Annotated in this window: 22 protein-coding genes; 11 read left to right on the top strand and 11 right to left on the bottom strand. The window is 56.1% G+C overall.

Going from position 1 to position 26162, the window contains the following annotated elements:
• The first annotated feature begins 146 nt into the window (after positions 1-146).
• From exaC to JFU48_RS10700, 9 genes are all read left to right on the top strand, one after another.
• A complete protein-coding gene (exaC, locus tag JFU48_RS10740) occupies positions 147-1667 on the top strand; it encodes an acetaldehyde dehydrogenase ExaC (protein WP_003228584.1) in 1521 nt (506 codons plus the stop codon).
• 289 nt (positions 1668-1956) lie between these two features.
• The gene (eat, locus tag JFU48_RS10735) at positions 1957-3327 is read left to right on the top strand and encodes an ethanolamine permease (protein WP_201136479.1); all 1371 of its coding nucleotides are present in this window, start codon (positions 1957-1959) and stop codon (positions 3325-3327) included.
• Between the two features lie 207 nt (positions 3328-3534).
• Positions 3535-4929 (top strand): ethanolamine ammonia-lyase subunit EutB, encoded by a 1395-nt coding sequence (locus JFU48_RS10730; protein ID WP_201136478.1) that lies wholly within the window; start codon positions 3535-3537, stop codon positions 4927-4929.
• Between the two features lie 5 nt (positions 4930-4934).
• Positions 4935-5759, top strand: coding sequence for an ethanolamine ammonia-lyase subunit EutC (gene eutC / locus JFU48_RS10725; protein WP_201136477.1), 825 nt, complete (start codon positions 4935-4937; stop codon positions 5757-5759).
• Positions 5760-5873: 114 nt separating this feature from the next.
• On the top strand, positions 5874-6335 hold the full coding sequence (locus JFU48_RS10720) for a GNAT family N-acetyltransferase (RefSeq protein ID WP_003228592.1): 462 nt from the start codon (positions 5874-5876) through the stop codon (positions 6333-6335).
• Positions 6336-6681: 346 nt separating this feature from the next.
• Entirely contained in the window at positions 6682-7332 is a 651-nt protein-coding gene (locus JFU48_RS10715; RefSeq protein WP_003228594.1) for a DedA family protein, read from the top strand.
• 4 nt (positions 7333-7336) lie between these two features.
• Entirely contained in the window at positions 7337-8149 is an 813-nt protein-coding gene (locus tag JFU48_RS10710) for a M90 family metallopeptidase (protein ID WP_003228597.1), read from the top strand.
• A gap of 112 nt (positions 8150-8261) precedes the next feature.
• Entirely contained in the window at positions 8262-8789 is a 528-nt protein-coding gene (gene ppa / locus JFU48_RS10705; protein WP_003228599.1) for an inorganic diphosphatase, read from the top strand.
• Between the two features lie 223 nt (positions 8790-9012).
• Positions 9013-9759: a S24 family peptidase gene (locus tag JFU48_RS10700; RefSeq protein WP_003228601.1), complete on the top strand. Its 747-nt coding sequence runs from the start codon at positions 9013-9015 to the stop codon at positions 9757-9759.
• A 358-nt stretch (positions 9760-10117) separates the two neighbouring features.
• On the opposite strand, the gene JFU48_RS10695 is transcribed toward JFU48_RS10700, so the two are convergent.
• Genes JFU48_RS10695 through JFU48_RS10670 form a run of 6 tightly spaced genes read right to left on the bottom strand, consistent with a single transcriptional unit; the run spans position 10118 to position 18839 of the window.
• Positions 10118-11041, bottom strand: a complete 924-nt coding sequence (locus tag JFU48_RS10695; RefSeq protein WP_201136476.1) for a hypothetical protein — start codon at positions 11039-11041, stop codon at positions 10118-10120.
• Positions 11034-11798: a ubiquinol-cytochrome C chaperone family protein gene (locus JFU48_RS10690; RefSeq protein WP_201136475.1), complete on the bottom strand. Its 765-nt coding sequence runs from the start codon at positions 11796-11798 to the stop codon at positions 11034-11036. Before JFU48_RS10690 ends, JFU48_RS10695 begins: the two co-directional genes overlap by 8 nt.
• Positions 11799-11852: 54 nt before the next feature.
• Positions 11853-15263, bottom strand: coding sequence for a DEAD/DEAH box helicase family protein (locus JFU48_RS10685; RefSeq protein WP_201136474.1), 3411 nt, complete (start codon positions 15261-15263; stop codon positions 11853-11855).
• A 1-nt stretch (position 15264) separates the two neighbouring features.
• Positions 15265-16095 (bottom strand): hypothetical protein, encoded by an 831-nt coding sequence (locus tag JFU48_RS10680; protein ID WP_242486629.1) that lies wholly within the window; start codon positions 16093-16095, stop codon positions 15265-15267.
• A 3-nt stretch (positions 16096-16098) separates the two neighbouring features.
• Positions 16099-17304, bottom strand: coding sequence for a restriction endonuclease subunit S (locus JFU48_RS10675; protein ID WP_201136473.1), 1206 nt, complete (start codon positions 17302-17304; stop codon positions 16099-16101).
• Complete coding sequence (locus JFU48_RS10670; RefSeq protein WP_201136472.1) at positions 17301-18839, bottom strand: N-6 DNA methylase; 1539 nt, start codon at positions 18837-18839, stop codon at positions 17301-17303. The genes JFU48_RS10675 and JFU48_RS10670 overlap by 4 nt, the downstream gene beginning before the upstream one ends.
• 287 nt (positions 18840-19126) lie before the next feature.
• Between JFU48_RS10670 and JFU48_RS10665 the strand changes: the two genes are divergently transcribed.
• Together JFU48_RS10665 and darG are read left to right on the top strand one after the other, a co-directional pair.
• Positions 19127-20047 carry a restriction endonuclease gene (locus JFU48_RS10665; protein ID WP_201136471.1) on the top strand — a complete coding sequence of 307 codons (921 nt, stop codon included), beginning with the start codon at positions 19127-19129 and terminating at the stop codon, positions 20045-20047.
• 57 nt (positions 20048-20104) lie between these two features.
• Positions 20105-21184 carry a type II toxin-antitoxin system antitoxin DNA ADP-ribosyl glycohydrolase DarG gene (darG, locus tag JFU48_RS10660; RefSeq protein WP_201136470.1) on the top strand — a complete coding sequence of 360 codons (1080 nt, stop codon included), beginning with the start codon at positions 20105-20107 and terminating at the stop codon, positions 21182-21184.
• A gap of 181 nt (positions 21185-21365) precedes the next feature.
• Here darG and JFU48_RS10655 read toward each other — a convergent pair whose 3' ends face one another.
• The 5 genes from JFU48_RS10655 to JFU48_RS10635 all read right to left on the bottom strand — a co-directional run bounded on the left by JFU48_RS10655 (position 21366) and on the right by JFU48_RS10635 (position 26162).
• Positions 21366-22742, bottom strand: coding sequence for an HsdM family class I SAM-dependent methyltransferase (locus JFU48_RS10655; RefSeq protein ID WP_201136469.1), 1377 nt, complete (start codon positions 22740-22742; stop codon positions 21366-21368).
• Positions 22732-23331, bottom strand: coding sequence for a restriction endonuclease subunit S (locus tag JFU48_RS10650; protein WP_003228607.1), 600 nt, complete (start codon positions 23329-23331; stop codon positions 22732-22734). Before JFU48_RS10650 ends, JFU48_RS10655 begins: the two co-directional genes overlap by 11 nt.
• Positions 23328-23516 (bottom strand): hypothetical protein, encoded by a 189-nt coding sequence (locus tag JFU48_RS10645; RefSeq protein WP_003228609.1) that lies wholly within the window; start codon positions 23514-23516, stop codon positions 23328-23330. The genes JFU48_RS10650 and JFU48_RS10645 overlap by 4 nt, the downstream gene beginning before the upstream one ends.
• A 210-nt stretch (positions 23517-23726) precedes the next feature.
• Entirely contained in the window at positions 23727-24539 is an 813-nt protein-coding gene (locus tag JFU48_RS10640) for a YfaP family protein (RefSeq protein ID WP_201136468.1), read from the bottom strand.
• A 3-nt stretch (positions 24540-24542) separates the two neighbouring features.
• Positions 24543-26162, bottom strand: coding sequence for a DUF2300 domain-containing protein (locus tag JFU48_RS10635; RefSeq protein ID WP_201136467.1), 1620 nt, complete (start codon positions 26160-26162; stop codon positions 24543-24545).

Here is a 26162-nt window from a genome sequence, read left to right as displayed (position 1 = left end):
ACAGGCGCCGTCCGCCCGTCCGACACAAACCACGCAAGGCCTTGATTTGCCTGCCCTGCACGGCAGTGGCCCGACCTTTGCTCTACGCTTATAGCAAGCGCACTTGCGCGTTTCTCTAATAAGTACAAAGCCAAGGAGAACAAATCATGCGTTACGCTCACCCCGGTACTGAAGGCGCCAAAGTCTCGTTCAAGAGCAAGTACGGTAACTACATCGGCGGCGAGTTCGTCGCGCCTGTCAAAGGTCAGTACTTCACCAACACCTCGCCAGTGAATGGCCAACCGATTGCCGAATTCCCGCGCTCCACTGCCGAAGACATCGACAAGGCACTGGACGCCGCCCACGCCGCTGCCGATGCGTGGGGCGCGACCTCCGTGCAGGCGCGCTCGCTGATCCTGCTGAAAATCGCCGACCGCATCGAACAGAACCTCGAACTGCTGGCGATCACCGAAACCTGGGACAACGGCAAAGCCATCCGCGAAACCCTCAACGCCGACATCCCGCTGGCGGCCGACCATTTCCGCTACTTCGCCGGCTGCCTGCGCGCGCAGGAAGGCAGCGCTGCCGAAATCGACGGCAACACCGTGGCCTATCACATCCATGAGCCGCTGGGCGTGGTCGGCCAGATCATCCCGTGGAACTTCCCGCTGCTGATGGCCGCGTGGAAACTCGCTCCGGCACTGGCCGCCGGTAACTGCGTGGTGCTCAAACCTGCCGAGCAGACTCCGCTGGGCATCTGCGTGCTGATGGAGCTGATCGGTGATCTGCTGCCACCGGGCGTGCTCAACGTGGTGCAAGGCTTCGGCAAAGAGGCCGGCGAAGCGCTGGCCACCAGTAAACGTATCGCCAAGATCGCCTTCACCGGCTCGACCCCGGTCGGCTCGCACATCATGAAATGCGCGGCCGAGAACATCATTCCGTCCACCGTGGAACTGGGCGGCAAATCGCCGAACATCTTCTTCGAAGACATCATGCAGGCCGAGCCGACTTTCATCGAGAAAGCCGCAGAAGGCCTGGTGCTGGCGTTCTTCAACCAGGGCGAAGTCTGCACCTGCCCGTCCCGCGCGCTGGTACAGGAATCGATCTACGACGAGTTCATGGCCGTGGTGATGAAGAAAGTCCTGCAGATCAAACGTGGCGACCCGCTGGACACCGACACCATGGTTGGCGCGCAGGCGTCCGAGCAGCAATTCGACAAGATTCTTTCGTACCTGGAAATCGCCAAGGGCGAAGGCGCCGAGCTGCTGACCGGCGGCAAGGTGGAAAAACTCGAGGGCAATCTGGCGACCGGCTATTACATCCAGCCAACCCTGCTCAAGGGCACCAACAAAATGCGCGTGTTCCAGGAAGAAATCTTCGGCCCGGTGGTAAGCATCACCACCTTCAAGGACGAAGCCGAAGCCCTGGCGATCGCCAACGACACCGAGTTCGGCCTCGGTGCCGGCCTGTGGACCCGCGACATCAACCGCGCCTACCGCATGGGCCGCGCGATCAAGGCCGGTCGTGTGTGGACCAACTGCTACCACCTGTACCCGGCGCATGCCGCGTTCGGCGGGTACAAGAAGTCCGGCGTCGGCCGTGAAACCCACAAGATGATGCTCGATCACTATCAGCAGACCAAAAACCTGCTGGTGAGCTACGACATCAATCCGTTGGGCTTCTTCTAAAACCCTGGGCAACACAGATGATTCTGTGTTGCCTGTTCAATCGTCTTCGCGAGCAAGCCCGCTCCCACAGGGGATGTTGGGTTCGGCACAAATCCCTTGTGGGAGCGGGCTTGCTCGCGAAGGCGCCCTCAATGACACAACAATAGGCCTGGCCGCTCTGGCACGGCCCTTGCGTACCCGTCATTCAGGAATTGTCGTGAAAACTGCCGCTGCGTGAACAGCTTCCATCCACCTCAACCAATGCACCCGAAAGTCCAACAGATCGAACAATAAAAAACAGAGAGGACTTATGACTTCCACCACACAGCTCAAACCCACACTCGGCACCCTGCATCTGTGGGGCATTGCCGTCGGCCTGGTGATTTCCGGCGAATACTTCGGCTGGAGTTACGGCTGGGGCACGGCGGGCACCCTCGGATTTCTGGTCACGGCGCTGATGGTCGCGACCATGTACACCTGCTTCATCTTCAGCTTCACCGAACTGACCACCGCAATTCCCCACGCGGGCGGGCCGTTTGCCTACAGCCGCCGGGCGTTCGGCGAAAAAGGCGGGTTGATCGCCGGGATCGCCACGCTGATCGAATTCGTCTTTGCCCCACCGGCCATCGCCATGGCCATCGGCGCCTACCTCAACGTGCAGTACCCGGAGCTTGATCCGAAGGTGGCAGCGGTCGGCGCGTATTTCGTGTTCATGACCCTGAACATTCTCGGCGTCAGCATCGCCGCCACCTTCGAACTGGTGGTCACCGTGCTGGCGGTCGCCGAACTGCTGGTGTTCATGGGCGTGGTCGCACCGGGCTTCAGCTTCAGCAACTTCGTGCTCAACGGCTGGTCGGGTGCCAACGAGTTCACCCTGGGCTCGATCCCCGGAATCTTTGCCGCGATCCCGTTTGCCATCTGGTTCTTCCTCGCCATCGAAGGCGCCGCCATGGCCGCCGAAGAAGCCAAGGACCCGAAACGCACGATTCCCAAGGCCTACGTCAGCGGCATCCTGACCCTGGTGTTTCTCGCCATCGGCGTGATGGTGATGGCCGGCGGCGTCGGTGACTGGCGCCAGCTGTCGAACATCAACGATCCGCTGCCGCAGGCGATGAAAGCGGTGGTCGGCAACAACTCATCGTGGATGCACATGCTGGTGTGGATCGGCCTGTTCGGTCTGGTGGCGAGTTTCCACGGCATCATTCTTGGCTACTCGCGACAGTTCTTCGCTCTCGCCCGCGCCGGTTATCTGCCGAAAAGCCTGGCCAAACTGTCGCGCTTCCAGACCCCGCACCGGGCGATTCTGGCCGGTGGGGTGATCGGCATCGCGGCGATCTACAGCGACGGTCTGGTCAATCTGCAAGGCATGACCCTGACCGCAGCGATGATCACCATGTCGGTGTTCGGCGCGATCGTGATGTACATCATCAGCATGCTCAGCCTGTTCAAACTGCGCAAAACCGAACCGAACCTGGAACGCACCTTCCGCGCCCCGGGCTATCCGCTGGTGCCGGCGATTGCGCTGTTTCTGGCGGTGGTGTGCCTGGTGGCGATGGCGTGGTTCAACACGCTGATCGGTTGTGTGTTCCTGGGTTTCATGGCCGCTGGCTATCTGTACTTCCAGCTGACCGCCAGGCAACGCGCCGAAGCCCCGGCAGACGCTATGCTCGAAGGTATCTAGTTGCACCGGCACCGGGCTCATCGCCCGATGCCCGCTATATAAAAGTGCATGAAAATCCCTCTGTGGGAGCGAGCCTGCTCGCGAAGGCGGAGTGTCAGTCGACACCTGTGTTGAATGTCAGTCCGTATTCGCGAGCAGGCTCGCTCCCACAAAGGCTCATCTCCTGCACAAAAGCAGATTGCAGTAATGATTGGAGGACACCGCCCCATGGCCACATTTGCCCATTCCGTCGGCGCCCAGACCTACCGTTTCGACAGCCTCAAGGACGTCATGGCCAAGGCCAGCCCGGCGCGCTCCGGGGACTTTCTGGCTGGCGTTGCCGCGCTCAACGACGGCGAACGCGTGGCCGCACAAATGGCGCTGGCCGACATCCCGCTCACGCACTTCCTACAGGAAGCGCTGATTCCGTACGAGTCTGATGAAGTCACCCGACTGATCATCGACACCCACGACAAACAAGCCTTTGCCGTGGTCAGCCACCTCACCGTCGGCGGCTTCCGCGACTGGCTGCTCAGCGACGCCGCTGACGAAACCAGCCTGCGCGCCCTCGCTCCCGGTCTGACCCCGGAAATGGTCGCCGCCGTATCGAAGATCATGCGCGTGCAGGATCTGGTGCTGGTGGCGCAGAAGATCCGCGTGGTCACCAGGTTTCGCGGCACCCTCGGCCTGCGCGGGCGCCTGTCGACCCGTCTGCAACCGAACCATCCAACCGACGAACCGTCCGGCATCGCCGCGAGCATTCTCGACGGCATGCTGTACGGCAACGGCGACGCGATGATCGGGATCAACCCGGCCACCGACAGCATCGCCTCGATCTGCGCGATGCTGGAAATGCTCGACGCGATCATCCAGCGCTACGACATCCCGACCCAAGCCTGCGTGCTGACCCACGTCACCACTTCGATCGAGGCGATCAACCGTGGTGTGCCGCTGGATCTGGTGTTTCAGTCGATCGCCGGCACTGAAGCGGCCAATGCCAGTTTCGGCATCAACCTCAATGTCTTGCAGGAAGGCTATGACGCCGGGCTGAGCCTGAAGCGCGGCACTCTGGGGCAGAACCTGATGTATTTCGAGACCGGTCAGGGCAGCGCGTTGTCGGCCAACGCCCACCATGGTGTCGACCAACAAACCTGCGAAACCCGGGCCTACGCCGTGGCGCGGCATTTCAAGCCGTTTCTGGTGAATACCGTGGTCGGCTTCATCGGCCCGGAATACCTCTATAACGGCAAACAGATCATCCGCGCCGGCCTCGAAGACCATTTCTGCGGCAAGTTGCTCGGCGTGCCGATGGGCTGCGACATCTGCTACACCAACCATGCCGAAGCCGATCAGGACGACATGGACACCCTGCTGACCCTGCTCGGTGTGGCCGGGATCAACTTCATCATGGGCATCCCCGGCTCCGACGACATCATGCTCAACTACCAGACCACCTCGTTTCACGACGCGCTCTACGCGCGCCAGACCCTGGGCCTGAAACCGGCGCCGGAGTTCGAGCAATGGCTGGCGAACATGGGCATCTTCACCCAGGCGGACGGCAAGGTTCGCTTTGGCAACAACCTGCCGCCGGCCTTCCGCCAGGCGCTGGCGCAACTGGGATGAGTGTTATGGAAAAACCGCCTGTCGACCCGCAAAACCCATGGCTGGAACTGCGCCGCCTGACCCCGGCGCGCATCGCCCTCGGCCGCACCGGCACCAGCCTGCCGACCAGCGCGCAACTGGACTTCCAGTTTGCCCACGCTCAGGCACGGGATGCGGTGCATCTGCCGTTCGATCATGCCGGGCTCAGCGCGCAACTGCGCGAACGCGGGCGCGAGAGCCTGTTGCTGCATAGCGCGGCAACGGATCGCAACAGCTATCTGCAACGGCCGGATCTGGGGCGCAAGCTCAGCGACGCGTCGGCACAGACCCTGCGTGATTACGCTGCGGCGCACCCTGGCGGCGTCGATCTGGCGATTGTGGTGGCGGACGGTCTGTCGGCGCTGGCAGTGCATCGGCACACCCTGCCGTTTCTCGGCCGTCTGGAGGAACAAATGGCCGGCGACGGCTGGTCCGTTGCCCCGGTGGTGCTGGTGGAACAGGGCCGCGTCGCCGTCGGTGACGAAATCGGCCAGTTGCTCGGCGCGAAAATGCTCGTAATGCTGATCGGAGAGCGCCCGGGCCTCAGCTCGCCCGACAGCCTGGGGTTATATTTCACCTACAATCCAAAGATCGGGCTGACCGATGCCTACCGCAATTGCATCTCCAACGTGCGGCTTGAAGGTTTGAGTTACGGGATGGCGGCACATCGCTTGCTGTATCTGATGCGCGAAGCCTGTCGGCGGCAGCTGTCGGGGGTCAATCTGAAGGACGAAGCACAGGTTCAGACGCTGGAGTCGGACGCTGGTGCGGACATGAAGGGAAACTTCCTACTCGATCCGCCCACAACCTGAACCGTTTCCGCATTGCGTTTCTGCGCTGCTTTCAGGCAGGATCGATGCACGGCCGCAGGGTTTCCCATCGCCGTCAGAGCAGTTGAAGACAGCCACTTGAAGACGAGACCTATCATGCGGATTATTCAAGCGACCCTCGAACACCTGGATTTGCTGACCCCGTTGTTCGTCAAATATCGCGAGTTCTACGGTTCCCTGCCTTACCCGGATTCCTCCCGCGCGTTTCTCGAAAAACGCCTGCGCCGCAAGGAATCGGTGATTTATCTGGCCCTGGCCGATGATGACGACAAGAAACTGATGGGTTTCTGTCAGCTGTATCCAAGCTTTTCCTCGCTGTCGCTCAAGCGCGTGTGGATCCTCAACGACATCTATGTCGCCGAAGACGCCCGCCGCCAACTGGTGGCCGACAACCTGATCCGCACCGCGAAGAAAATGGCCAAGGAAACCCAGGCCGTGCGCATGCGCGTTTCCACCAGCAGCAATAACGAAGTGGCGCAGAAGACCTACGAGTCGATCGGCTTCAAGGAAGACACCGAGTTCAAGAACTACGTGCTACCGATCAGCGACGAGCTCTAGCACTCATCAAGGGCCTGTTGTGGCGAGGGAGCTTGCTCCCGCCGGGCTGCGAAGCGGCCCCACCTCAGTCATCTCAACAGGTCAGGCAAATCAAGGCTTGGGAGTGCTCCGCCCTCCAGCGGGAGCAAGCTCCCTCGCCACATCAACCTTGCCGCCACCATCAATGCCTGCCTGACATTTGTTCACACCCCGACATCCCTCGCTACAAAACCAACGCGCTTTTCACCTCTCAGCCCGTATAATCCCGAGCTTTCCGGCTTGTAAGAAAAACTACACCCCGCTGTAGGCTTACACCCGAATCATCCGCACAGGCTTGCCGAGTCAGGCCATCACCACAGGTGCCCCCATGGATTTCAACCCGCTCGACCTTATCCTGCATCTCGACGTGTATCTCGATTTGCTGGTAACCAACTACGGGCCGTGGATCTACGCGATTCTGTTCGCTGTCATCTTCTGTGAAACCGGTCTGGTGGTGATGCCGTTCCTGCCGGGCGATTCGCTGTTGTTCATTGCCGGCGCGGTAGCGGCGGGTGGTGGCATGGATCCGGTGCTGTTGGGCGGTCTGCTGATGCTCGCGGCGATCCTCGGCGACAGCACCAACTATGTGATTGGACGAACCGCGGGTGAAAAACTCTTCAGCAACCCGAATTCGAAAATCTTCCGCCGCGACTACCTGCAGAAAACCCACGATTTCTACGACAAGCACGGCGGTAAAACCGTGACTCTGGCGCGTTTCCTGCCAATCATCCGCACGTTTGCCCCGTTCGTCGCCGGCGTCGGGAAGATGCCGTACCCGCGCTTCTTCGCTTTCAGCGTGTTCGGCACCATCCTCTGGGTCGGCGGCCTGGTGACCCTGGGTTACTTCTTCGGCAACGTGCCATTCATCAAGAAAAACCTGTCGCTGCTGGTGGTCGGCATCATCCTGCTGTCGCTGGTGCCGATGATCATCGGTGTGGTGCGCAGCCGTTTCGGCGGCGCCAAAGCTGAAACCCACTGATCCGATGTGGTCACTGAGCGCCTGGCGTCGCCGGCGCATTCTGGCCAGGCACCCGATTGCCGACGAGATGTGGCAACGGGTGCGCCATCATCTGAGCTTTCTCGACGGCATCAGCGCCGCCGAAGACCAGTGGCTGCGTGAAGCCAGCGTCCTGTTCCTCGAAGAAAAACACCTGACCGCCCTGCCCGGTGTCGAACTGCATCAGGAACAACGCCTGCTGCTCGCCGCCCAGGCCCAGTTGCCGTTGCTCAATCTGGGCGACTTGAACTGGTATCAGGGTTTCCACGAAATCGTCCTCTACCCCGATGACTTCCTCAGCCCGCAACGGCATCGCGATGCCAGCGGGGTCGAGCACGAGTGGGACGGCGAGCACAGCGGCGAAGCCTGGCAACAGGGGCCGATCATCCTCGCCTGGCCGGGCGTGATGGCCAGTGGTGGCTGGGAAGGCTACAACCTGGTGATCCACGAACTGGCGCACAAACTCGACATGCTCAATGGCGACGCCAACGGCCTGCCGCCGCTGCACGCCGACATGCGCGTCAGCGACTGGGCCGAGGTCATGCAACACGCTTACGATGACCTCAACCGCCAGCTCGACCGCAACCCCGATGCCGAAACCGCCATCGACCCCTACGCCGCCGAGAACCCGGCGGAGTTCTTCGCGGTCACCAGCGAATACTTCTTCAGCGCCCCGGATCTGCTGCACGCGGCTTATCCACAGGTCTACTTGCAGCTGCAGCTTTTCTACCGGCAGGATCCGTTGGGCAGGCTGCGGCAACTTCAGGCCACAGACCCGGTCTATCAGGCGCACGAGTAAGCGCTGCACGACTTCTGGTACGTGGCGTCGGCTTAGGAATATGCCTATAATCGCCGCCACTTTTTGGTCAATCCGGCCAAGTGTTTTTGGTCAACTACGGGGGCAACGCCCAATGAGCTACAGCAAGATTCCGGCTGGCAAAGACCTGCCGAACGACATCTACGTCGCGATCGAGATCCCGGCCAACCACGCGCCGATCAAATACGAAATCGACAAAGACAGCGATTGCCTGTTCGTTGACCGTTTCATGGCCACCCCAATGTTCTACCCGGCCAACTACGGTTACATCCCGAACACCCTGGCTGACGACGGTGATCCCCTCGACGTGCTGGTTGTGACCCCTTACCCGGTTGCTCCAGGCTCGGTGATCCGCGCGCGTCCAGTCGGCATCCTGAACATGACCGACGACGGCGGCGGCGATGCCAAAGTCATCGCAGTCCCACACGACAAGCTGTCCCAGCTGTACGTCGACGTGAAGGAATACACCGACCTGCCACCGCTGCTGATCCAGCAGATCGAGCACTTCTTTGCAAACTACAAAGATCTCGAAAAAGGCAAATGGGTCAAGATCGAAGGCTGGGACGGCGCTGACGCCGCTCGCGCTGCGATCACCAAGTCGGTTGCTGCCTACAAGGGCTAAGCGCCTGCTTGCTGCATGACGCTTGAAGAAAACCCCGGTTGATCCGGGGTTTTTTGTGCCTGGGAAAAGTCGTCTTAAACAGCGTGTTTACGACGGACTACAGAAAAGTTTTAAGGCGTGTAATTTCCCACAAGCACGTCTTACATCCAGTCGCAAAATACAGCCGCTTTTTGAACACCCAGTTTATTCAAACCGCTCTAGCACGGCCGTAGACTCCGTGTTTATGAGAAAGAACACTAGCGGTCCAAGATTCAAGGCACTCCTGGAAGCAGCGAACATCACCACCACGGGATTCGCAAAGTTCTGGGGCACGGAAGCCCAAAATATTCATAACTGGTACACCCGGGGCGTCCCGGCGTATCGCATGGAGGAAGTCTCACGCCTGCTCTCGGTCAACAGCGACTGGCTGAAAACCGGCGAAGGCACCAAGGAATCACCCCGCCTGCACACCCCTGCCAGCAACGGCGATATCTTTGACGCGCAGTCCGTCAACGGCGTCTATTCGATCATCGACCCCAACGACATCGAATTGCCATTTTTCAAGGAAACACCGCTCAGCGCCGGCGCCGACAAAACCCACGTCATCCTCGACCCCGAACATACCGTCCGCCTGCCCCGCGCCCACCTCGCCCAACTGGAAATCCGCCCCGGCGACGCCATCTGCGCACACATGATCGGCAACAGCATGGCCGAGCGCATCGAAGACGGCTCGATCATCGGCATCGACCGCGGCCTGACCCAGGTGGTCGACGGCGAAATCTACGCCATCGAACACGACGGCATGCTGCGCATCAAATACCTGCACCGCATGCCCGGCAACGCCCTGCGCCTGCGCAGCCACAACAGCGCCGAATACCCGGACGAAATCTTCCGCGCAGCGCAGATCGATGAGCAGCGAATACACATTCTGGGCTGGGTATTCTGGTGGTCGACTCTGGGCAAACGCCGGCCGGTGGTGCCGTTTCTCTGATCGGATACGGATCTTCAACCCTGCACCAAACCCTGTGGGAGCGAGCCTGCTCGCGAAGAGGCCCCGAAAATCAGTACAAATCGCGAATTTTGCCCCCCGCGGTGGCTCTATTCCGCAGTTGAGGCTGGGAATCCCCAACAAAACTCAGTATCCTGCGCCCCACATTTTGCGCATCGCCCCGCTCCCGCGGCTCAGATGACGCCTGACGCGGCAGACCAACGTCTGGCCAAGTCCCACAGCCGGACGCAGATCCGGGTGTACGTTTTGAAGGCTGACGCGGTTTACCAAAAATAAACCAAGCCAGTCCCCGAGAAGCCGGCCACAAGCCGGCTTTTTAATGCCTGCAGTAAAGTCCCCATCAGCGATTAGCGAGGTAGATCAACATTCCTTGCTGATCCAACTCTTCAGCCGATGGCAAATCAGACGGCAGCAGCTTGTTCTCGTGCATGAAATCAAGCTGCAGCACGTTCCCCTTCAATACTTGATGCACTTGTGTTGCCTGACTGGCTAGGTCGATCAAACTGGCGCTGGCCTGCTGGTCGTAGTTTCCGGGAACGAAACGTCGCAATGGATCGCTCAAAATCGCCGTAAGGGTCTTCCCAAACTCAGCGTGATCAGTCGTGAGTTTCTGAGCGACAGTGAGAGCAGCTTTTTGCTCACCCAGTTCCGACAGCGCCTGAATTCGCCCCTGCCCTGAAGCCAACCATGAGCGATAGCTCATCGAAAGCTCAAAGGCACGTAGATACTCCTTTTTATCGGCTGTGAGCTTGCGGACCACACCATGAAAATAATTCTGGCCAACAGCGCATTGAGTCTCGGCTATGGATAACTTCTCATGAACAAGTTTGGGCGAAACGTAATGCTGAAGATCAGCCAGCGTACTCATCGCTGCACTCACAGGTGCAAAGTTGCCCATCCACTGCTTGTCGTCAAACCACTTCTGATTTGCCTTTACCTCATTTACAGCATCGCCAATAACTGAAAGCTGCCGCTCAATCCCCTGTAGCTTTCGATAAATCATGGCAAAGCCGACAGCACTCACAACCAGGTTGGCGACCTGAAGTCCCATCAACACCTGGCCTTGCATCATCAACTTCGACAACTGCCCATTAAGTACTTCTGATGGCGGCTCAGTGCTGACAGAATCACCCTCTCTCAACCAGGCAACGACCTTTTTCGTGACCTTATCCCGGATCACACCGCCGACACGCTCAAGCTCACCAGACTGAAGTCCAGCCGCGAGCCACTCCGGCACTTTAAATACAACGCTCAAATCAATCATCGAAAGCGCCCTCAAATGCCGAGCTCATCTGAGCACACATCATTTTCTGCCTGAGCATCGCGATATGCAGAACGCAGGGCACGGTCACTCGGAACGCGGGGCCAGCCAAATCAATAGCAGTCCAGATGCCGGTGAGGATCCAGCCGATTGGCCCCATGAAAACAGCTAAACCACGGCCGAGTGCAGCGCTAGCTGCCCCACCGGCGGCCAACGTGATGCCATAGCCCAAAAGCTGTTTGGCCATCGCACTGGCGATGATTGCCGACAATTGGTAGGTAACTACGCCTGCTGCCCTGGCTCCCAATAGAGTCAGGAGAGACGCACCAGACAGCAGCGCACTCAGATCACTTTTACCAAGACCTGCCTCTTTGAGAATAGCTTCCATGTCCGCACGCTCTTGCCCTTCAGCTTTTTTCAGCGCGTCACGCAAAATTTTCTGAATCAGTTCTTCCTCGAGTTGAACCAGACCAAAGGAGTCGATTTCTTTTACGCCAAATTTGCTGGCTACATCCTTCACAACCTCATGGTATTCCGGCCCCTCGCTGCGAAAGAGATTGACGAAACTATTGCCTCCGAACAAACGGATCTCATTGAGTATCAGACCGGGATAGCGTTGATGATTGGGGTTATGCGCTTTGTAGAGTTCTTTCCCAGACAAGCTTTCAGTAGTACTGGCTTTAAGAATGTATTCGACCAGAGGGTTCAGATCCTCATTCGAAGCTTTTGCCATCACGTCTTTGGTTGAAATTGAAGTCATCGTGCAGCTCCTTTTAATCCTTTTAATCCATGTCTATAAATGCAGTGATGAGCCTTAAGCTACGCGGGTACCAGCCTCGATCTTTTGAAGCGCCGCGAACAACTCATCCACCTGTTTTGAGTCGAACAAGTCATCTGGCCCTTTAGGGGTGATATCGGTGAACGGCGATTTATAGAGCAGATTCGCATCCATCGCCCCATGTTCCGTGAGGTGATGTATCACCAAATTGCTGAACTCGATCTGACTGGCATTCAGTGCTCTTCCTGCCAAAAAGCCCGATAGCGCATCAGTTGCCGCGTCGCGATCCAATCCCACCAGGGAGCGAATGAACAAACCCAAGCCTTTAGCTTGTTCACGCGCGCGACTGATCTCGCCTGCACCCGCCCCGCTTTCAACCAACATCTGCTCAAGCGCTTCAAGATCCAGCGCAGTTAGCGGCTGATTCCGTCGCAGCTTCTGCAAAGACAAATGATCCTGATGCGCCCTCAGAAACGCACGGGCCTTGTCACGAAAACGCTCGAAACTTGCCGGGTTCACCATCGAAGGCATGATCACTTCGTCGATTTGGCCCAGCTCATCTTCAAAATCGGTATAGACGCGAACACCTCGTCCCTTTTCCAGCAATTTGATCAAGCTGCGTAGTTTGCGACGCGCCTGCTCGAGCATAGAAACCGTTACGTCTTCCCACCATTCCTGACTCGCCACGGCCTCGACCATCAGCAAATGCTCAGCAATCGCCGGGATGTTGCTTTGGCCCAACAGCGCCTCAGCCAGCTCCCGAACCTTTTCGCTCAAGTTGGCGAAGCCTTGCTCGGCATTGAGAACGCAAAGCTGCAGTCTCAGTAGCAAAAGGTCGAAACGTTTGGCTTCCTCATCCTCCTCCGCCAACTGAGTCGGTAGCCCGGACAGATGCTCGGCAAGCTCCTGCAGTTGGGTGTCACCGAGATCCTTCCAGATACTGGCAGCGGAGAACCGCTCAACCCAGTAACGCTTTGGTCGAACCATAAAGTTATCCAGCGTCATGGCACTGACTCGCTCGTGTAAACCACGGGCAATGTCATCACGCAGTTCATCGTCGCTATAGATGATGGAGTAGGTGCCGCAAGACTCTCTGGCATCAACACTCTTTCGGCGTCGATCCAGCGCCGCCAACACCTGCAAACGCGCTTTGAACAAACGCTGCCCCAGTGGCTCGCTCAACGTGCCCTCAGTTGGCTCAGGGTTCTGGTTGAAATATTCCAGGTTCTGGCAGAAATCAAAGATGAAGAAATCTTCTTTGTCCTGATCTGGCCCGAACAAGTCATCGCATAATCGCGTACCACGTCCAACCATTTGCCAGAACTTGGCTTTAGAGCGAACGATCTTGAAGAACACCAGATTAACCACTTCCGGCACATCAATCCCGGTGTCGAGCATGTCCACCGAAATGGCAATGTGCGGAGCTTTGTCCTTGATCGAGAAATCATCAATCAGGGATTGTGCGTAATCGGTTTTATAAGTCACCACCCGAGCGAAAGCACCCTTCTTGTCCGGATAGCTCGCGTCGAACCGCTCGGCAATAAACTGAGCATGAGCATCGTTCTTGGCGAAAATAATGGTCTTGCCCAACCGGTCGCCGCCCGCCACTTTGTGGCCACGCTCCATCAACGTTTGCAACACTTTGTCGACCGTGTCGGTATTGAACAACCAGCGGTTGACTGCATCAGCACTGACCTCGTCGGGGACTTCTTGCTCTTCGCCCCATTCGAGTTCGTCCCATTGATCCTTCTCGTCTTCAGGCAGCTCGTCGTAGCGGATCCCTTCGCGCTGGAACTTTAGCGGCACCGAAACCCCACGCGGCCTGACCAAATAGCGCTCGGCAATCGCGTCATCCAACGTGTATGCATCGGTCGGTACACCGCTTTCGAGGTTGAACAGGCTGTAGGTATTGCGGTCGATTTCATCTTTAGACGTTGCGGTCAGTCCCACCAGCAACGCGTCGAAGTAGGAAAAAATCGCGCCGTACTTTTGGTACACCGAACGGTGCGCCTCATCGATGATGATCAGATCGAAATGACCGACACCGAAGCGCCGCTGCCCTTCCTGCTTCTCATCGATCAGGCCCATCATCGTTGGGTAGGTCGAGACGTAGACTCGTCCCTCGGTGTTCTTCTCAGTCACCAGATTGACCGGCGCCGCGTTGGGCAAAAATTTCTTGAACGCATTCGCAGCCTGATTGACCAAGGCCACTCGGTCTGCCAGAAACAGAATGCGTTTGGCCCAATTACAGCGCATCAGCAAATCGCTCAAAGCGATGACTGTCCGGGTCTTGCCGGCCCCGGTCGCCATGACCACCAACGCTTTGCGCTGGTGATCCTGCTCGAAGGTTTCACCAATACGGCGAATGGCCCGTTGCTGGTAGTGCCGCTCGACAATGAGCGGATCAATCGTCGCCTCGCCCAACTTCTTGCGGCTGCTACGACGTTGAATCAGCAGCGCCAATTCGGCCTTCTTGTGGAAGCCCTGAATGAGGCGTGGCGGGTAAAGCAAGTCATCCCACAGCCAGTGTTCGTAGCCATTGGTAAAATAGATCAGCGGGCGCTGGCCGAACATCGCCTCCAGGCAATCGGCGTACAACTTGGCCTGTTGCTGCCCCTTGCGGGCATCGTGCTGCGTACGCTTGGCTTCTATCAACGCCAGCGGTTTGCCGTCGTCACCCCACAGCACGTAATCGACAAAACCTTGTTCTTTGCTATTTGGCATACCCGCGACTTCGAACTCGCGATCACGGGCGGCATTCAGTGGCCAGCCTGCCTCGTGCAGCAACTGATCGATAAACAGGTCACGGGTTTGTGCTTCGTTGTAATCGTGGTTATCCGGCTGACTGGCGTTGGCGGCTTTTGCAGCGGCCACATCAGCACGTAGCTGGGCCAGTTCTTGATCCAGCGCGGCATTTTTCTTCTGTGCTTGCGCCAGCGCGGCGTCTCGTTGAGCCAGTTCGCGTTCAAGCTTTTGCAGTTGCGCCTGAGTTTGCGTGGCGGCGATTTGCGGCGGCTTGGGCAATAGCGCCGAGTCGAACTTTAATGCGCCATCCGGTTTGCCCGCCGCGCTGCGTGCGTAATGCCGTCCCAACCAATAAGCCACATGAAACAGTTCGCTCAGCACCGCTTTGGCGTCTTGCTCGCGCACTTGCCGGGCGCTGTGCACGGCATCGTTACCGCGCTTGCGGATGACTTCCATTTTGGCGTGGAGCATCGGCCCGGTCAGGGTCTTGAATGTTGGCTCAAACAGGAACGCCGACAAGTCGCTTTTGTACGGCTGTTTCAGGCTGCGATCAGCCTGAAACAGCCACGCCACCAGCAACTCCAGCGTGCGCCGGGCATAGAAGCAGGACGTGCGCGGATCCGCCAGCACATTGGCTTCAGCCTTCAGCGCCTCGGCATGCAGCCCGGGCCATTCAGCGCGCAAGAAGGCAAAGTTACTCATATCAACGTCCTTGAAATATGGCGGCAACGTCCAGCCGATCGGTCAGGTAGGGGGTGAATCCGGTGAATAGGATACAAAGTGCCAGCATATCGCGCATCTCTATATTGCCTTCAACGCTACCGGGCTTACCGCCATGGCGGATGCCGGGATAGTCGCAGGTGAAACCATAGAGGCTTTTCAGCGCTTGGCGAACCTTGGCGTGGGGCCAATGCGGGAGTTGGTCGCAGATGCTCGACAGCGCGTATTCATTGACCTGCGGATTGTTGCGACCGAGGGCTTCCAGCAAATTGATGTGTTTCTGCAGGCAGGTTTTGATCCGTCCTTCACCGCCCCTGTCGTGCAGGTCGCGAAAGGCTTCGTCAAAATCCCTTTGCAGGGTATGCAGGTGCGGATGCTCAGCGTTGCTGTTGCGCAGGCCTTGAACCAGATTGGCGAACAGGCCGAGGACTGTCGGATACAACCGACAGGGGCGGCGTAGTTCATAGTTGAGGTTGTAGGTGTCGATGAAGTTGGCGAGGCGATTGAAATACGCATTGGCCAGTGCGTCGCCGGCCAGTTCGTCGAGCACTTCGTAGGCGGTTTGCAGGAAGCTCAGCAGGGATGATTCGTCGATCAGGTCATCGGCGCTGATCTGCCGGAAGGCTCGAACGCTCTGAGGTGGATCGTCGATGATCTCGGCCAGAGCGGCCATGGATGGGGGCGTTTTTAAGGCAGGCATTAACGCCCGGTACAACTCGCAGAACAGATCGGCAGGCGCCGATCCGTGCCGTGCCAAGGGGCTCCAGAGCTCGCGCCAGGTTCGGGACCAGACTGGGAGCAGGGAACCGCGCATGGGTTAGAGTTCGCCTCGGAAGGCGCGGTGTTGGAGGACGGAAAATAATTTCTCTAATTGATCAAGTTGAATCCGATATATTGAGACTAAAGACTCTATCGAACGCACTTTGAGAACAAACTCCTCCTGCCTCTCTATACTTGGTAATATTACAGGGATTCTTTTAACATCCGCTAAGTTTATCCCTCGCACAGCAACACCTTTAATATGCTTAGCCATCCAGCGCTGGACTCCTGCGGTACGCAGACACTCCCTAGCAAAAACAGGTAATACCTTCGACTCATCAACAGCTAACCGAGCAGTATCCTGTGTGATATTTGCCCCCTCAAGCTCTGGAGGCACACTTGCCAACCTTCCAACATGTCCTCGAATAGACATGAGGATGTCCCCCTCCTTCAGAAGCGAACGCTTAAACGCAGTAGATATTTCGACGGTAGTTTTACGAACAGATTTGATATCTATTCCTCCATCTTTCATATCAACAACCCGCACGTAGCTAACGCCTTCATCTTGATCAGGGCCCGGCATAAGAATCCCATAGCTGATCGGCCGAAGCGGCGACACAAGATCAATGAGAGGACTGACGGGCAGTTGATGTGGATTGTCAAACGGATCACCAAACATTTCGTTAAAAATAGCTTGGGTGAGATTCTCAAGCTCACTTATGGCCGCACGGCGCATAAGGCGAAGAGAATCAGCTTGATCCAGAGCTTGCGCTATGCGTTTTTGCTGCTGTAAATCCGGCAGAGAAAATGAAAGAGACAAGCAACGTTCAATATTCAAATTTGAAATGCTAGTAGTTTTATTCCCAAAACTTCTTGCCAGCGCCTGGATTCGATCTGAAGAAAACCACCAATATAAAAAACGTGGAAAAATCTTTTCAGGATTCGCTCGAAGCACAGTAACGAACCCACCAAAACTTGCCTTCCAAGGAAGCTCCGAAATCCAGCAGCACTTCCCCACCAGATTCCAGCTATTGGCACTAGAAATTAAGATATCACCCGATTGCAAAATTTTATCACCGCGCCTTACCAAACGCTCATCCACAGCCCAAACATCACTCAAAGAAAGTGATGCTTGAATATTTTTAGTACGTAGGCAAGCCACAGAGTTTTCAGTTCCAACAGGTACAACATCTTCGGGCTTGAACGTTATTCCGCGTATAAACGTTGCCACCTCACCCAAGGTAACTGTAACAGGCAAGGTCATTCCAAAATTCCTCGAAGGTTTTGCATCCCCTGCCGGATCTTCTCGTCCAGCTTGGACAATACAGTAAATATTTCCGCAGGAGTTCTGAGTTCTACTTCCTCATGTACTATTTCTTTGTAGCGACTGATGCTGAGGTCATAACTTTGCGCAACAATTTCGTCTTTCGGCACGCAAAAGCTCTGTGCTGTACGCGAGCGAGAGATCTCCGCTCCCTTCCGTTCATTCCAGCGCGTTAACACATCAGGTAGATTGTTTTTCGAGTGATCCTCTTCGCTCAGCGCAATGCTCGGAGCAACGCCCAGTTTGTCCTCACTGAGCAACGGCGTGCGCTTGTCGTCCAAGCTCATCCCATCGGCTTGCAGATCGTAGAACCAAACGCTATCCGTACCGCCAGAATTGGTTTTTGTGAATAACAGGATTGAAGTCGCAACCCCCGCATAAGGCTTGAATACGCCACTTGGCAGTTTGACGACGCCATCTAGCTTATGATCTTCAATGATCATGCGACGCAACTCTTTATGCGCCTTACTCGATCCAAACATCACACCATCAGGCACAATTACTGCCGCACGGCCACCTGGCTTAAGTAAACGCAAAAACAACGCCAAAAACAACAACTCGGTCTTCTTAGTCTTGACGATCCTCTGCAGATCTTTTGCCGTGCTTTCATAATCCAGACTCCCGGCAAACGGTGGGTTCGCCAGAATCAAACTATAATGCTCAGCCTCCCCTGCCGTATTTTCCGCCAGAGAATCGCGATAACGAATATCCGGATTCTCCACCCCGTGCAACATCATGTTCATACTGCCAATCCGCAGCATGGTGTTGTCGAAGTCGAAGCCGTGGAACATACCATGGTGAAAGTGTTCACGCTGCGCAGCATCCAGCAGCAGACCTGGATTCTTCTCACGCAGATATTCACCCGCCGCGACCAAAAAGCCGCAAGTACCGCTGGCCGGATCACAGATCACGTCGTTCGGCTGCGGTGCGGTGAGTTCAACCATCAACTGAATGATGTGTCGTGGCGTGCGGAATTGACCGTTCTGCCCGGCGCTGGCAATTTTGCCGAGCATGTATTCGTATACGTCGCCCTTGGTGTCGCGATCTTCCATCGGAATGTCGTCGAGCAAGTCCACCACTTTGGCCAGCAGCCCCGGCGTCGGGATAGTGAAGCGCGCATCGCGCATGTGATGGCTGTAGGTGGAGTCATCGCTGCCGATGGTTTTCAGGAACGGGAACACGTGATCGGCAATGACTTCAAACATGTCAGCCGGCGCCAGGTTCTTGAAGTGCGACCAGCGGTAATCGTTGTAATTGCAGCCCCGTGCGTCCAGGCCTTCGGGGAAGATGCGGCGCTCCATCGGCTGCTTCAGACGATTGGACTTGTTCTCTTCAAGGGTGTGCAATTCATCCAGACGACGCAGGAACAGCAAATAGGTCAGCTGCTCCATGACCTCCATCGGGTTGGAGATACCACCCGACCAGAAGGCATTCCAGATTGCGTCGATTTTGCTTTTGAGTTCGCCGGTGATCACCGTGTGTTGCTCCATAGCTCACGCGCCCGATCAGCAGGCGCTAAAAAGTGGGGGATGATAGCGCCTGGGCAAAGCTTGCGTATGCCAGACGGCGGAATTTATTGCGCAGGGATGTTCTGTAGGACAAAACCCTTTCCGGTCAGTCATTCAATGTGTGAGTGTGCTGGGACACAGCGGCTTACGCTTTCACGGCATCAGCGCTTACTCTCGAAGGCATCCTCAGCGAGCGTTAATTTATACTCGCCCGCCGGTCAGTTCAAAAACACCCATCAGCACAGGGATGCGCCATGTCCGTTCCAACCTACGATCAGTTCATTGAGCCGATCCTGCGTTTTCTCGCCACAAGACCCGAGGGTGCAATTGCTCGGGACGCTCACGAAGCGGCAGCCAAAATGCTGCAACTAAAAGAAGCGCAGCGTGAGGAGCTGATCGCGAGTGGTCAGGCCACCTACAAGAACCGATCAGGCTGGGCGCACGACCGTCTCAAGCGTGCCGGTCTTTCCAGCAGTGCCAAACGCGGCTACTGGAAATTGACCGATGCAGGCGTGCAGTACGCCAAGGAGCATGCATTTCCGCTGTCGGCCAAGGATGTGGAGCATTTAGCAATCGGCTACATGAATGTGAAGCTGAAAGTCGCGCCTGATGCCGAGCCACTGGATGACCAACCAAACGTTGAGCCAGATCTGGCCTCCGCCACCGAAAGCCCCGACGACCGACTGGAGCGAGCGCTAAAAGAATTGCGCGATGCCACGGCGGCCGACCTTTTGGATAACTTGCTGCAAGTCAGCCCCAACCGCTTCGAAGTGATCGTGCTGGATGTGCTTCATCGCCTGGGTTACGGCGCCAGTCGTAATGATCTGCAACGTGTCGGCGGTTCCGGTGATGCGGGTATCGACGGCATTATCTCGCTCGATAAATTGGGGCTGGAGAAGGTTTACGTTCAGGCCAAGCGCTGGCAGAACACGGTTGGCCGGCCTGAACTGCAGGCGTTCTACGGAGCACTCGCGGGGCAAAAAGCCAAGCGTGGCGTTTTCATCACTACGTCCGGCTTCACAGCGCACGCTGTCGACTTTGCCAAATCGGTGGACGGAATTGTGCTGGTAGACGGTACGCGGCTGGTGCATCTGATGATGGATCATGAGGTGGGCGTGACATCGCGTTTGTTGCGGCTGCCGACGCTGGACCGCGATTATTTTGACGAAGAGTGAGTGTTAAAAGCCCAGTGAATTAGCCTTTATCCGTGCGCTCCTCAGATGGTATTTCCAATGATCAGATTTACCCAAGGCAACCTGCTGGAAGCCAACACCGAAGCCCTCGTCAACACGGTGAATACCGTAGGCGTGATGGGCAAGGGCATCGCATTGATGTTCAAAGAACGCTTTGCGCAAAATTACCGCCTCTATGCAACAGCGTGTAAAGCGAAGGAAGTAGAAACCGGCAAGATGCATGTGACGGCCACCAATGAACTCGATGGCCCACGCTGGATCGTGAACTTCCCTACCAAACGCCATTGGCGTTCACCGTCGCAAATGGAGTGGATAATTGAAGGCTTGCATGATCTACGCCGGTTTCTGCTTGAGAACGACGTGAAATCTGTCGCCGTCCCGCCTCTGGGTGCTGGTAACGGCGGTTTGAGGTGGTCTGAAGTACGTGAGCAGATTGTCGAAGTGTTGGGGGATCTGAATGCTGATGTCTTAGTATTCGAGCCTTCAAAGCAATATCGATATGTGGCCGAACGAACAGCTAAAGAAAAACTTACTCCCGCTCACGCGCTTATCGCGGAGCTTGTTCGACGCTACTCAGTGCTGGGTATGGAGTGCAGCCTTTTTGAGATCCAGATCCTGGTGTGGTTTCTCGAGCGCGCTATCAAAAAGCTCTCGAACATCGAAAGTCCCTTTAATCTGAAGTTTTTCGAGCATGAGTATGGCCCCTATGCCAATCGACTACAGGATCTGCTCGATGACCTCGATGGGAGCTATCTTCATTGCGAAAAACGCGCCTGCGGCACTGGCATCAGTGACAAGATCTGTTTTCACCAGAAGCGCAGTTCTTTTTTGGAAACCTATCTCAAGAATGAAGCCAAGGTATACTCCAAGGCTTTGGAGAAGACTGCCGAGCTGATTGATGGATTTGAATCACCATTCGGATTGGAATTATTGGGAACGGTCGGTTGGTTGTGTAGCCAGAAGGGAGTATCCCCTACGATTTCCGCGGTGCGTGAAGCGCTGCAATATTGCGAAGGTAGTGTTGAAGCTGCTACCCGCAAGAACGAACTGTTCGATGATAAGGCCCTCGGTATTGCGCTTATACGCCTGACTTCCCTCGCGCCGGACAGCCCCCCCTAAGGCCTATACTTGTATCTAAAAGATGCTCTATCACCTAGCTTAATAAGCGTTTAAGCGGTAGTTCCCTCGCAAACAATTAACTCTATTTATCATTATTTTGGCCAGCAGGAATTTTCTTTATCTAGATCTGAGCTCCTCACTGACAGCTACCGCAATCTTTACTCCGTTCTGGTGTAAAAACCTAGGAAAACCGCCCCATCACACTTTGTACAAGTGTCGACATTTCCTGCTGGAGATTCGTCAATTGAAGTTCAAGCTCAGATTGACGCTGCACCAACACGTCTAATGGCATGCTATCCGCAACTACTTCATTAGAAATATATCTGGAAACGCTCAAATTACTATCGTTAGCCTGTATCTCTGACAGTGATACCAGCCTAGAAACATCACCCTCGCTCACCCGACCAATACATAGAGCAGCAAGTTTACCTACACCTTCTTCAAGAATAATATTTCGATTACGATCCTTTGAGAAAAAGCTAGACGCATCAACAAAGAGAACCTCACTTTCATGGCGAGCTCGACGAATCAGTAAAATATTGGCTGCTATGGCGGTGCCATAAAAAGTATTCGCCGGCAGGGAAACAACCGCCTCAATATTATTGTTAGCCAGCATCTTTTGCCTAATCGCCTTTTCGACACCGCCCCTAGAAAGCACTCCAGTCGGAACTATTACCGCGCCACGACCATCTTTCTTCAAACTAAAAAGTGCTCTCTGAAGAAAAACGTAATCCGCATTAGACCTAGGGGGCACACCATATTCAAAAGCATCGGCATCACCATTACCGTTCCACCGCATGGAAAAAGGTGGATTGGCCATGACCAAGTCAAAGCTATCTTGCCTCACCGCACTTTCAAAGCTACTTATACTATTTGAGAGCACAATACTTTCTTCACTCACACCATGCAGCAGCATATTGGCCTTGGCAATAAAAACGGAACCGGCAGAAACTTCCTCCCCATAAACCTTAAAACCACTAGCACCTGAATTTTTCTTTACATAATTCGTGGCAGCAGTTAAAAATCCACCCGAACCGCAAACAGGATCATATAGAGCCTCCGACGATTGGGGTTGAAGGATGTCCGTCATCAATTCGACGATGCCACGCGGCGTATAAGAATAACCTGCCCCGCCAAAATTGCTTTCTGCAAACATAAAGAGAAGCGATTCAAAACACTCACCAATTAACTGCCGACCACCCTCATGCTCGAATGGTAAATCTTGCAACCCACGCCACAGTCTCCATAGATCTTTTTTCAGACCTAAATCCATACCCATAGAGCTAGATGTTTTTTGAAGTACAGAAAAACAAAGTTCTCTAAACCCAACCGATCCAAGATCCCCGCCGAAAATGACACGCCCAAACCACTGATCGAAATCTTCCCAGCCACCTAGCGCCGGCGCATTACTTGCAAACTTATGATCCAAAAACTTGTATCTGACAATCATCAAAAGAACTAATTGCTCGACCAACTCCGATCCGCCCAACCTTAGTTTAAGGTGCTCTATCTCAGAGGACATAAGTAAAGCAAACTGACGCTGCAAATTATTTTCCATTTCCCACCCCCATAATTTGTGCGCAAAGACTTGCCATGAGACTTTCACCATTAGTTAAAAGCTCCTGCAACACTGCCTTCTGCTTGCTCCAACTGCTATACACTCGCAATATCTCAACCTGCTCTTCAACACTCGGCACAGGCACCTCAACCTCATACAAATTCTTAATACTTATATTTGGAATGGTGGCTCCTCCACGAATTGACTCAAGCGCCTTCCGCCCAAATGAAGAATTAAAGTACCAATGAAAATATGCCGGAATAACACTTTTATCTATAGATTTTATAATAGCGACCTGATTTGTCGTAGTGACTAAGATTTTTGGATCCGAAACACTGTAAATCATAGCTTCGCTTCTGTTACCCCTCAAAGGCAGTAAGACGTCATTTAAAGCTAAATGAATTTTCAATTTCTCCGGATCAACATCAGCAAACGGTAATTGCTCAATGTCTTCCAATACTCCTTCACGCACATCCTTGATCTGGACCAAACGTACGCCACTTGTTGAAGTTACAGCTTCAGCTTTTTCTCTGAAGGTATGTCCGAGGGAGATTTTTGCGATCGAGGATAATTTTATATTTTTGATCATTTTGCGAGCAATCCGCGCTGGTCAGCAGCCGATCTTTTAAGCGACAGTTCTATACTGCTGAGGTGCGAACCGTCCATCGCGATTGACGAGGATTGTCTGAAATCGATGCTCAGGCTTGGGCTCAGAATGAGGAAGATCGCAGTCGTGAATGCGTGTTTCGACAATTTTGGTCGTTTCTTTTTCATTTTTTTTCTTCTCCTAGTTGTGTGAGATCTACCTTTAGATGCAACATGGGTACAAGCTGTACCAGCAATACTGCAAGGCAGTCAACGCAATACTAGGAGCTCCAACCTACAATGTCAAGTCAGTACTGACAATACAGAAATGAAATCCCCGTCTCCAATACCTTGTTTCTAACGGAAATCCACTCCTACCTGCTTCGAGTAGATTTTTTATCACGGATAACTAAACGCCTTCACCAACGTCAACTCCCCCACCGCCCGCATCGGCACCACAAACGTCTCCATCTTCTCGCTCGGCGTACCTTCTTCGGTAATCACCGTCACCTGCGCCGTGGTCAACGGTTGCACCGCCTCTTCCCCACCCTCGTCATCCCCGCGATAGCCGCCGCCGAAGTAGTTCACATACACCAGATACTGCCCTTTGATCGGTGCCGGCATGGCGAAGATTTCCGGGCCATAACCTGTGGTGACGTCGACGTCGAGCGTACCGCCGTTGGGTGCGACGCGGTCGCCGTACCAGATGTGGGCGCCGTCGGGGGTGATCAGGTGCAGGTCGAGGTCGGTGCCGTCGCTGTCCCACGACAGCAGCACGCGCAGTTTGGCCGGGGTGGCGCCGCCGCTGGCGTTGAGGAATTGGGTGCGATGGCGTTGCTGGCCGTCAGGGCTGCGTACTTCGACGCTGTTGCTGCCGTTGGGGAAGGAGAACGGACGGTCGAAGTGGCCGCTGTCGTCAATTTTCAGCGGCATGCTGACGCCGTTGACGATCAGCCGGCCCGGCTCCTTGCTCTTGGGGGTGGCCTTGATTTCGCCACGGATGCGCGCGGTGTTGGCCTGGCCGACCGGGGTGTTCACCGAGGAGGCCGGGTAGTTGACGGTCTGGCGGAAGTTTTCGCCTTCGCCCTCGGGCGCGCCGGTGCGCCAGCCGCCGACCGGGGTGTCGAGTTTGACGCTGTCGGCGGCCATTGCCATCGGCAATGCATGGAACGCGCAGAGCAACAGCAAGACCTGTGGATAACGGAGTGTCATGGTCTATTCCAGCAAGAGGTGACGGGCGAGCCCTTCAATGTAGGTTTCATCCTGGCCATTGGGATGTGCTTCAAAGGCCAGGTGCAGGTATTCGTGAGTCAGGTCGAGGCGATCCTGCAGCGTCAGCACGCCACGCACGTAAATACGTTGGCGTTCGCGATCGACAAAGGGGCGACCGAAAGCGAGTTTGCACACGGCGAAGGTGCTGACTTCGTTGTAGCCGGTTTCGCTTTCAAGCTTAGGACGCCAGCCACGACGCTGCTTTTGCAGCCAGTCTTGCGCGGCGGGCAGTGCTTCGCAGGAGGCGACCGGGTTGTCCCAGCGGCTGAGGCTGGCGCGCGGATAGGCGTGCAGCAGAATCGCGTCGTAGCGCTGGCCGGCATTGGCCTGCTCGACGGCCTGTTGCCAGGCGAGTTTGTCCGGGCCGGGTTGGTCGGAGTGATAGGTGACGGTGCTGCCGGCCAGCACCAGATCCGCGGTCCACGCCGCGATGTTGCGCGACTCGGCGGAAGCCGGGCGTGGGGCGACGCGCTGACGGTTGCTGCTGTCGTCGATACTCAGACAATCGCCATTGCGCGTGGCGTTTTGCAGCAAGTAGGTGCGGATCGCCACGGCCAGCGCCTTGGCGGCTTCGGCGGGTTCGGGTTTGGCTTCACGCTCAAGGACGCGGGCGACGTATTCTTCGCGATCGAGCCGTGCGACGAGTTTGTCGTTGAGCAGAAACAGTTCGCCGGCGCTGTGGATATCCAGCGCATTGCCATTGGCGAATTCGACGCGGTAGTCGCCCTGCAAAGGCCCGGAGCCAGCAACGCGCTCACCCGACAGGACTCGCGAAACCGGATACCGCGAGAACAGTCCGACCTCAACACAACGCCCCGCCTCGGCCGGCCAGGTTGCTGGCAACACCGACGCCAACGCCTGTCCGTAATGGCGCAAAACCATCTGACTGGTGCCACGTCCACCGGCCCAGATCGGCGAGCCATCTGCCGTCCAACCGGCGAAACCACCCTGCCGCGATTGCGGATCCTGATCGCCGAGCCAGCTCCAGGTTTTCACCCGTAGGCGACCACCGAGTTCGCCGACGACATTGCCGTCCGCCGCATTCAGCACGACGTCGAGCAACACCCGGCGCATCTGCTCCTGCGCCGGTAGCACCGACAACACCTTCAGCAAGTCAGCCACGGAAACCCGGGTAGCCGGTTGCACGGCTGGCAAATCCTGCAACCACGCCGGTGCCTGCCGCGCCTGCCAATACGTGCGCCAATCGGCAGCAGCAATGCCCAATCGCGCCGGTTCAAAGTACAAGCCGCAGGATTTGACCAACGCCAGATCGCGCTCGATCTTGCCGCCCGCCGAACAGCAATAAACCTCTTCCTTGGATTGCCCGTGACATTCATACGCCGGCTCATGCGCACCGGTATCCACCAGCCACGCATAGACGAACAATTTCCACAGACTGCCCAGCGGCGTATCCAGCGTCGACGGCAACGGTTCGCGAGCGATCAGTTGCGTGTGATTCAACGACAGCAACTCGCCCTTGTACGCCAGCCGCAACGGCTCATCCTGCGCCGTCGCCAGCGCAGGCATCACACACATCAACAGCCACAGCAGCGGCCGGTTCAT

It is taken from the genome of Pseudomonas sp. TH49 (genome assembly GCF_016650625.1).
GTDB lineage: Bacteria > Pseudomonadota > Gammaproteobacteria > Pseudomonadales > Pseudomonadaceae > Aquipseudomonas > Aquipseudomonas fluorescens_H.
Note: the sequence above shows the minus strand (reverse complement) of the source record. Positions and strands in the feature narration are given on the sequence as shown.